This is a genomic window from Protofrankia sp. Cas8, from assembly GCF_963555845.1.
Classification (GTDB): Bacteria; Actinomycetota; Actinomycetes; order Frankiales; family Frankiaceae; genus Protofrankia.
In genome coordinates, this window is sequence record NZ_CAUVXI010000087.1 from 3,573 (window position 1) to 10,651 (window position 7,079).

Consider the following 7,079-nt stretch of genomic DNA (forward strand, 5'->3'; position numbering starts at 1 on the left):
ACGCCGGCGGGTTGATAACCCCTGGTGTCTGCTACGACCTGCTCCGGCGTCTTCACGTGCGTGGCCCGTCCGGGTTGGTAACGGAGACCGGGGTCTCGTCGTCGATGCCGCGTAGTCGGGTCACGTGCGAGTAGCCCTTTGGGGATTTGGTGACGGTGAGGATGAGCGGCATGGCTGGCTCGAGCGCGGTCACCTTGTCGAGTGGAGCGCTGACGATCAGTTGGAATCCGAGTTTCTTCCACGCCTGGACCGACCGGCCGGCGAACTCGGAGTCGGACTTGATGAAGCCTTCGTCGAGGAACACGGGGGCGAATCGTGGCCGGCGGTCCTCGTCGCCGAGCTGGTAGCGCAACGCGGCGCCGACAACGAACGCCATCAGCTCCTGTGTCTCGCCGCCGCTTTTGCCGCCGAGGGACGCGTACGTGGCGAGCTCGCGGCCATGGACGTCGACGCGGACGGCGGTGATCTCCACGTGCCGGCGCACGTCGAGGTACACGTCGCGGTTGACGCCGGCCGGTCTCGCACTGTCGTCAGGCTTGCGCAGGAGCGCGATGAACGACCGCAGCTGCAGGAACCGCTGCTCGGCCTGCTCGTCGCTGACGTCGTCGGTGACGCCGGATGCGAGGTGCGCGAGTTGTCTGCGGAACCGGGCGACATCGTCGGATTGAAGCACCCTCAGCGAGATGCGCAACCGGTCGTTCGCGGGGCCGAACGGCAGGGCGGCGAGGATGTCGTTGATCGGGTCGAGGCGGGCGCGGATCTCGTCGAACGCGGCGCCGAACGCGCCCGACAGAGGGACAAGGTCCTGCCCGCTCCACTCCGACAGGCGGCGGCGCCATTCGTGGCGGCGCTCGGCGAGGCCGACCGCGACGATCTTGTCGAGGATGTCGCGGTACTCGGGGTAGGAGTCGATGCCGACGCCGCGGTTCGGGTCGGGCCAGCGGGATTGGAATTGCTCGAAGGTGCCGATCAAGGTGTTGGTCGCTTCGGAGACCTTCTCCCGGGCGCGGGACGTTCGTTCGATCAGGCGGGAGCGGATCTTTGGCAGGCTGCGGTCGAAGTCGGCGAGGCTGTCGAGGCTGCCGACGTCGGTGAAGACCGTGTCGAGGTAGTCGCGCTGGCTGTCGGTGAGTGTGACGGTGCCGTCGGCATCGATGCGGTCGATCGCGAGCGTCGTCTCGTCCTGCTGCTCGCACAGCTTCGCGTACTCGGCCTCGACAACGACGAGGCGGTCGTTCGCGCGGACGAACTCAGCCTGCACCTCCGACATCAGCTGTTCCAGGCCGGAGTGCTGTTCGTCGAGGGCCGCGAGGACGTCATGTGCCGCCAGCAGTCGGGCGAGCTCGCCCTGCTTGCCAGCCAGGTACGCCTGGCTGCCGTCAGCGTCGATGTCTGCCCATTCGGTGGCCTGCACCCATTTGTGCGCGCCCTCGAGCTGGTGCAGCCGCAGCGCCTCCTGGCCGAACGCGGCTTCACGGCGCAGGAGGTCCCCGAGGGAGACGTCGAGGGCTGCGATCTCAGTGTTGATCTCGGCGAGCCGGTCGGCGGAGGAGAACCCGATGACGGATGCGTCGGTGAGGTCGCCGTGCGCGCCGCGGCGGCCGTTGCGAGTCTGCCCGTTGCGGGTGACGCGCGCTCCGTCGCCGTCGAGGTCCGCAGGCGTCTCGACGCACAGGTGGTCGGTGCTGCGGCGCGTGACACGCTCGCGGATCCACCAGCTGAACGGGGACTCCTTGTACAGCAGCTTGCCGGACACGTAACGCGGGTTACCGGGCTCCTCTGCGTGGGCGCGGAGTGCGACACCTTCGAACTGGACGCGGATCGGCAGGCGGATGGGGTCGATGGCGCGTGAGAGCTGCCGCAGGCGACGGTCGTCGACGAGCAGGATGCGCGCGATCGAGTAGAGGGTGACTTCGGCGGCCTTGCGCCACTCCTGCTCGCCGGGTGCGACGTCGATGAGCTCGGCGACGAACGGCAGCTGGGCCGGGTCGATGTCGGCGGCGGCCGCGATCGCAAGGCGTGCCTCGTGCAACCGACGCGGGACACGGCCGGTGCGCCCCGTGAGCGAGTTACGGTCGGCGTCGAGGTCGGCGCGGCGGGCCTGCGCGGGCCAGCCTTTCTTGCGCAGGCCCGCCTGCTCGTCTGCCAGCTCCTCGAGCGTGGCGGGCAGCTCGCCGAGGAATGTCCGCGCGGCGGTCTGCGCGGCGGCGAAGTCGGCTGCTGTCGCCGGGTCGATGCCGAGGTCGATGGTGTTCGCGGCGAAGCGGTTGCGACGGTCCCGGGCGGTGTCGCGGGCGCCCTGGGCGGCTTCGATCTCGGCCTTGAGGCGCTCGATGGTGTCGCCGCCGGCAGCGCGTCGCGCCTCTTCGACACCGGCGATTTCGCCCTTGAGTCGGGTCTGCTCCTTGCGGGCGGCGCGGGTGCGCTCTGTGAGCAGCGGGCGGGACTCAAGCGCGGTGCGTGTGGCGACGTCGAGCAGTCGGTCACGGGTGCGCAGCTGCCACAGCAGGAATGGTGTGTCGCCGGTGCGAGTGGCGCCGAATGTGTCGATGAGTCTCTCGTCGGCGTGGGCCTGTCCGCGCTCGTCCCACAGCTGTGGCAGCCGCGCAAGGGTGTGCTGCTTCGCCGCGGCGGTCTGCATCTCCTGATAGGACGCGTCGAGGTCGTCGAAATGCTTGGCGGCGTTGTCGGCGGCGCCGTAGGTGGCGGGCTGCTCGAGGACCATCGCCTTGTACAGCCCGTCGACGGTGCGGACCTGCTGCCCAGCCTGGATGCGGGCGAGCAGCCGCAATGCCTTGGCGCCGTCTCCTCCGGCGCCGATGCCGAGCCGGTCGAACAGCCGCTGCGCGAACTCGGTGTAGGAGGTCGCGACGAACATCGACGGCCAGCGGGTCTTCAGAGTGCCCTTGTCGAACTTGGCCGCAGCGAGCGGCTCGAGCTCGCGCAGGTCGAGACGCCCTTCGAGGGTCGCCATTTTCATCATGACGTCCTTGGACGCGACAGCGCCACGCGACACGTGGTAGGCGCGTAGCACCGTGAGTCGGCGGCCGCCACCATCGGCGAACGTCAACGCGATCGCGCCCCAGGTGGGACCGTCGACGCCACGCAACACCTTGTCGGTGAGTGCTCCGGTGCCGGCTTCACGGCTGTCGTCGGTCTTGCCGCGCAGGTAGGTGAGCAGGTTGCGCTGCTCCGGGTTGCGGGCTCGGCCGGCAGCCGCATCGTTGGAGGCGCCGTTAAACGGGGTGTCCGACGGCATCATCAGCGCGAGATAGGCGTCGAGGACGGTCGATTTCCCGGTGCCGGACGCGCCAGAGACCAGGGTCGCTTCCGCGTCGAACTCGATGAGAGTGCAGCCGTGGAACCCGCCCCAGTTGACCAGCTGCATCGACTCGGCAATCCATTGGGTCTCGCCGGTCTCGGTCGGATCAGGCAGCAGCGCCGGTTGGCTCATGCGCACCGTCCTGTCGTGTCGGTGTCGTCGTCAGCTGCGTCGATCCAGCCGAGGTCCTCCCCAGGGCCGGTGCTGTTGGCCGTGGGCTCGGCGCCGAAGTCGAGTTGGGCCGCGAGGGTGCGGTTGCCCGCGTCGGCTGCGGGGATCTGGCCGTTGAGGGTGAGAAGGGTGTCCAGGAGCTCCTGCAGGCGCTGCAAAGGCAAGAGGACTTCGATGACGGGGGCGACACGCAGCCGCTGTTCATCCGCGGTCTTGAGTAAGATGTCGGAGCGCTGCAGCGACACGATCGCGTTCTCGACCTTGCGGGCATCGCCGGAGCGGTCGTTGGCACCCGGCGGGCGGAAGTGCGCAACGGCGTCGAGAAGCTCTTCGCGGTCGACGAGGACCGCGTCCGTACCGTCGGCGCGTTCGGACCGGAACCGTTGCCGGAGGAAGATCAGCAGAATGGTTTCTTCGCGGGTATGCGCGATGTCGTGCAGCAGTGTGGGAAAGCGCCCGTCGCCTTCGGGGACAGCTTGACGCTTGAACGCGATCTGTGCGTGCAGATCGACGTGCAGGTCGAGGAACAGGTCGTTGAGCCGGGACCGCAATGGAACCTGAGCGTCTATGAGGGTGCGCCATTCGGCGGGGTTCTGCTCGGCACTGATGTAGCGCTGTTTGAGGAGGTACACGAGGGTACGGCGCTGCTCATAGGTGAGGGTGCCTTCGTCGCCTTCGAACAGCGACACGCTGCGGCCGTCGACGTCGACATCCTCAACGACGCCGGGTCCGCTGATGAACGCGTCGCTGCCAGCGTCGTCGAACTCGTCGTCGAACTCGTCGTCGAACTCGTCGTCGGGGTCGAGATCGTCGGCCAGGCCCGTCATGACAGGTTCGGGGACGGCCATCGGTTTCTGCTCGCTGTAATCGTCAGTAAGCCGCTGGGCCGGTTGGCTGATGCTGCGGTCACCGTAGGTGGCGCCGGCTGTGGCGGTCATGGGCTGACTCCTTCGGCGAGGACGTCGGCGTCGGCCGTGCGCAGCGGCAGGACCGGCATGGCGAAGACGCGGCGGGCACCGTCAGGGCGGACCGCTTCCACGCGTTCCTCCCGCGCGAATGCGGCCACGTGCGCTCCGGCGTCGGTGATGTCGCTGTCGGGGCTGTCGGGGCTGTCGGCCCGGGCACCGAGGAACAGGTGGATGAGTCCGAGGAGTTCGACGGGCCGACGCAGGTCGTCCGGCAACGCCGCGAACACTTCCGCGATGCTGTCGAGCTCGCCGACGGCCGTGGCGGCGATGAGCTCTTGGCCGAGTCGGGTGAGGGTGGGGCCGCCCTGGTTGCGGATGGCGTCGAGGTCTAGTACGGGCGGGACGGTGTCGGAGACTTCCTCCAGCGGCGGTGGCAGGGCGTCTTCGGCGGGGTCCCAGAAACGTTCTCGCAGGTGCTTGACGTCAATTTTCGCGGGTACGACTTCGATGCCGACCCTGGAGCGTGGACCGGCGGCGCGCATCCAACTCGCGAGCTGCAGGTTGATCTGCCGCAGGGTGACGTCGAGTTCCCGGTCATGGACGACGTTGTAGTGGACGATGTGGTCGCGCAGCGTCGCGGACAAGCGTTGCCGCTGGGTGAGGACGTCACGGATGCCCTCCTGAATAATCTTCACTGTGCGGCGGAACTCGCGCTGCTCGGCGGGCGTGAGTGCCTGCGCGAACGGGTGCGTAAGGATGATGTCGAGGTCGCGGCGCAGGTCGACCAGCAGCGGCTCGTCCCGCAGCAGTGTGAACGCACCCTCGAACGCACGCCCTTCAGCGGTGAGCTTCATCAGTGAGTCGGACTTCGCGAGGTAGTCGTCGATGACCTCGACGATGGGACGGGTTTCACCCCGGAAATCGCTGATGATCTGCCGGTGCATCGCGGCGACGGCTTCCTCGACGCGCTTGAAGTCGCTGGGCAACTGCCCGATGAGCGACAACAGATTCGTGTAGCCGTCGAGCATCTGGTCGTTGGTAGCAGGTTGGATGTCGCCGCCGGCTTCGAGACGGTCGCGTTCGGCGGTCAGCTCGGCGATCTGTGCGTTGAGCCATTCGATGCGCGTCTGCCGGTCGGGGTTCGCTTCGGTGGCGAAGCGGCGGACGACGTCGAGGATGGTGTGGATGCGAGACTCGCTGATGAGGGTGCGGTCGCGGGCAAGGGACTGGACGAGGTCGAGCGCTTCGAGGGTGTACGAGGTAAGTGTGTAGTGCTCGGCGCCGTCGTCGTCGCGGGTGCGGACGAGCCAGTTGTGACTGAGCCATTGCATGCACAGGGCCCGGCCCACACCGTCGGGGACAGGCTCGCCAGCGAGACGGAGCTCGTCGAAATAGTTGTCGACCTGCTGGTGCAGGCGCTCGGCAGCGACAGCGCGCTGGTCACGGGTGAACGTCGTGCGGAAGACAGCGAGGACCAACGGCGCCCACTTGCGATCGAGCAGCCGCAGGGTCGGCTTGTCGAAGGCGTCACGGACTCGCGCGAGCTCGGCGAGGATGTCGCTCACGTCGGCCGCCTTCCTGTTCCGGTATCGGTATCGGTACACGGTAGATGCTGTATCCGACAGTTCCACGGACATCGACTGGCCGCCGTGCGCACTGCGCACTCCTCCCGATACACCTGCCGGAAGGGCGCGCATCCGTGATCGATCTATGGTGGGCCCTCGTGGAGCCCGTTCGGGATCTTGTCTGGTACAGGCGGCGTGTGGCCTTCGTGACGGCTTGCGGCGTGGGTGGGCGCCTGCTGCCAGGTCGGGACCGTCGGGACTTCGGAGCTGTCGGATTCGGATGAGGAGCGGGACGTGGTCGAGCCGCTTCTGCCCGCGCCGAAGAAGGACCGCGGTGTCACGAAGAAGCGCCACGACGCGGTACGCGACCAAGTCCGCCGGAGCTGGGTAGCAGCGACTGGATGAACGCCGCATGGGTCTCGTGGAGCAGCCGTCTGGATTCCGCCACGATCGTGTCGACCGCCAGCGACGACTTCCCCGATCCAGACACCCCGGCGAATATCGTGATCTTGCGTTTGGGGGTGTCGACATCGACATCGACGCCGTCGAGGTTGTTCTACCGGGCGCCGCGGACGCGGATGATGTCGTGGATAATGATCCCGCTCTCCCTGATCGTCGGATGGTGTGCGGTGCGTGGTCCGATCAGCTTCGGTCGCCGGCCCAGGAGTGCCCGCCCTCGACCCACTCGACGAGTTGGATGACGACGCCGTTCGGGTCGGTGACCTGGAACAGCCGCTCGCCCCACTCCTCCTCCTGCATCGGCATCGTGATCGGCACCCCTTCCCGACGCAGTCGCGCCTCCTGCGCGGCAAGGTCGGCCACGACCAGGGCGACGATCACGCCGGCCGCGGATTGGTCGCGCAGACCCTCGGGTAGCACCTCGATCCCTCGCCGCAGCAGCACGATGTCGACGGCGGCATCGTCACGGCCCAGGGAGACGAAACCTTCGGCGACGACCCTCTCCCGGTATCCGAAGTGATCGACGAGGAAGTCGCGGGAGGCTGCGACGTCGTCGACCGTCAATGAAAGGGTGGTGGATGTGACCTGCATCAGGACTCCTCGACTTGCCGGCAAAGAACTCTGTACATGGTACTCTGTACGTCGTACAACGTA

The 7,079-nt window shown here is 67.5% G+C and carries 4 protein-coding genes; all 4 read right to left on the reverse strand.

From position 1 onward, the window contains the following. Window positions 1-52 precede the first annotated feature (52 nt). The 4 genes from U9977_RS14115 to U9977_RS14130 all read right to left on the reverse strand — a co-directional run bounded on the left by U9977_RS14115 (window position 53) and on the right by U9977_RS14130 (window position 7,016). Window positions 53-3,454 carry an ATP-binding protein gene (locus U9977_RS14115; protein ID WP_322749707.1) on the reverse strand — a complete coding sequence of 1,134 codons (3,402 nt, stop codon included), beginning with the start codon at window positions 3,452-3,454 and terminating at the stop codon, window positions 53-55. After that, window positions 3,451-4,431, reverse strand: coding sequence for a DUF4194 domain-containing protein (locus U9977_RS14120; RefSeq protein ID WP_322749708.1), 981 nt, complete (start codon window positions 4,429-4,431; stop codon window positions 3,451-3,453). Before U9977_RS14120 ends, U9977_RS14115 begins: the two co-directional genes overlap by 4 nt. Further along, entirely contained in the window at window positions 4,428-5,966 is a 1,539-nt protein-coding gene (locus tag U9977_RS14125) for a DUF3375 domain-containing protein (RefSeq protein WP_322749709.1), read from the reverse strand. Before U9977_RS14125 ends, U9977_RS14120 begins: the two co-directional genes overlap by 4 nt. Window positions 5,967-6,608: 642 nt before the next feature. Next, on the reverse strand, window positions 6,609-7,016 hold the full coding sequence (locus U9977_RS14130; protein WP_322749710.1) for a VOC family protein: 408 nt from the start codon (window positions 7,014-7,016) through the stop codon (window positions 6,609-6,611). Between the last annotated feature and the right edge of the window lie 63 nt (window positions 7,017-7,079).

Bases quoted from the DNA above. Each gene is read 5' to 3' on its own strand.
- U9977_RS14115 (WP_322749707.1), bottom strand. From the start codon at position 3,454: ATGAGCCAACCGGCGCTGCTGCCTGATCCGACCGAGACCGGCGAGACC.
- U9977_RS14120 (WP_322749708.1), bottom strand. From the start codon at position 4,431: ATGACCGCCACAGCCGGCGCCACCTACGGTGACCGCAGCATCAGCCAA.
- U9977_RS14130 (WP_322749710.1), bottom strand. From the start codon at position 7,016: ATGCAGGTCACATCCACCACCCTTTCATTGACGGTCGACGACGTCGCA.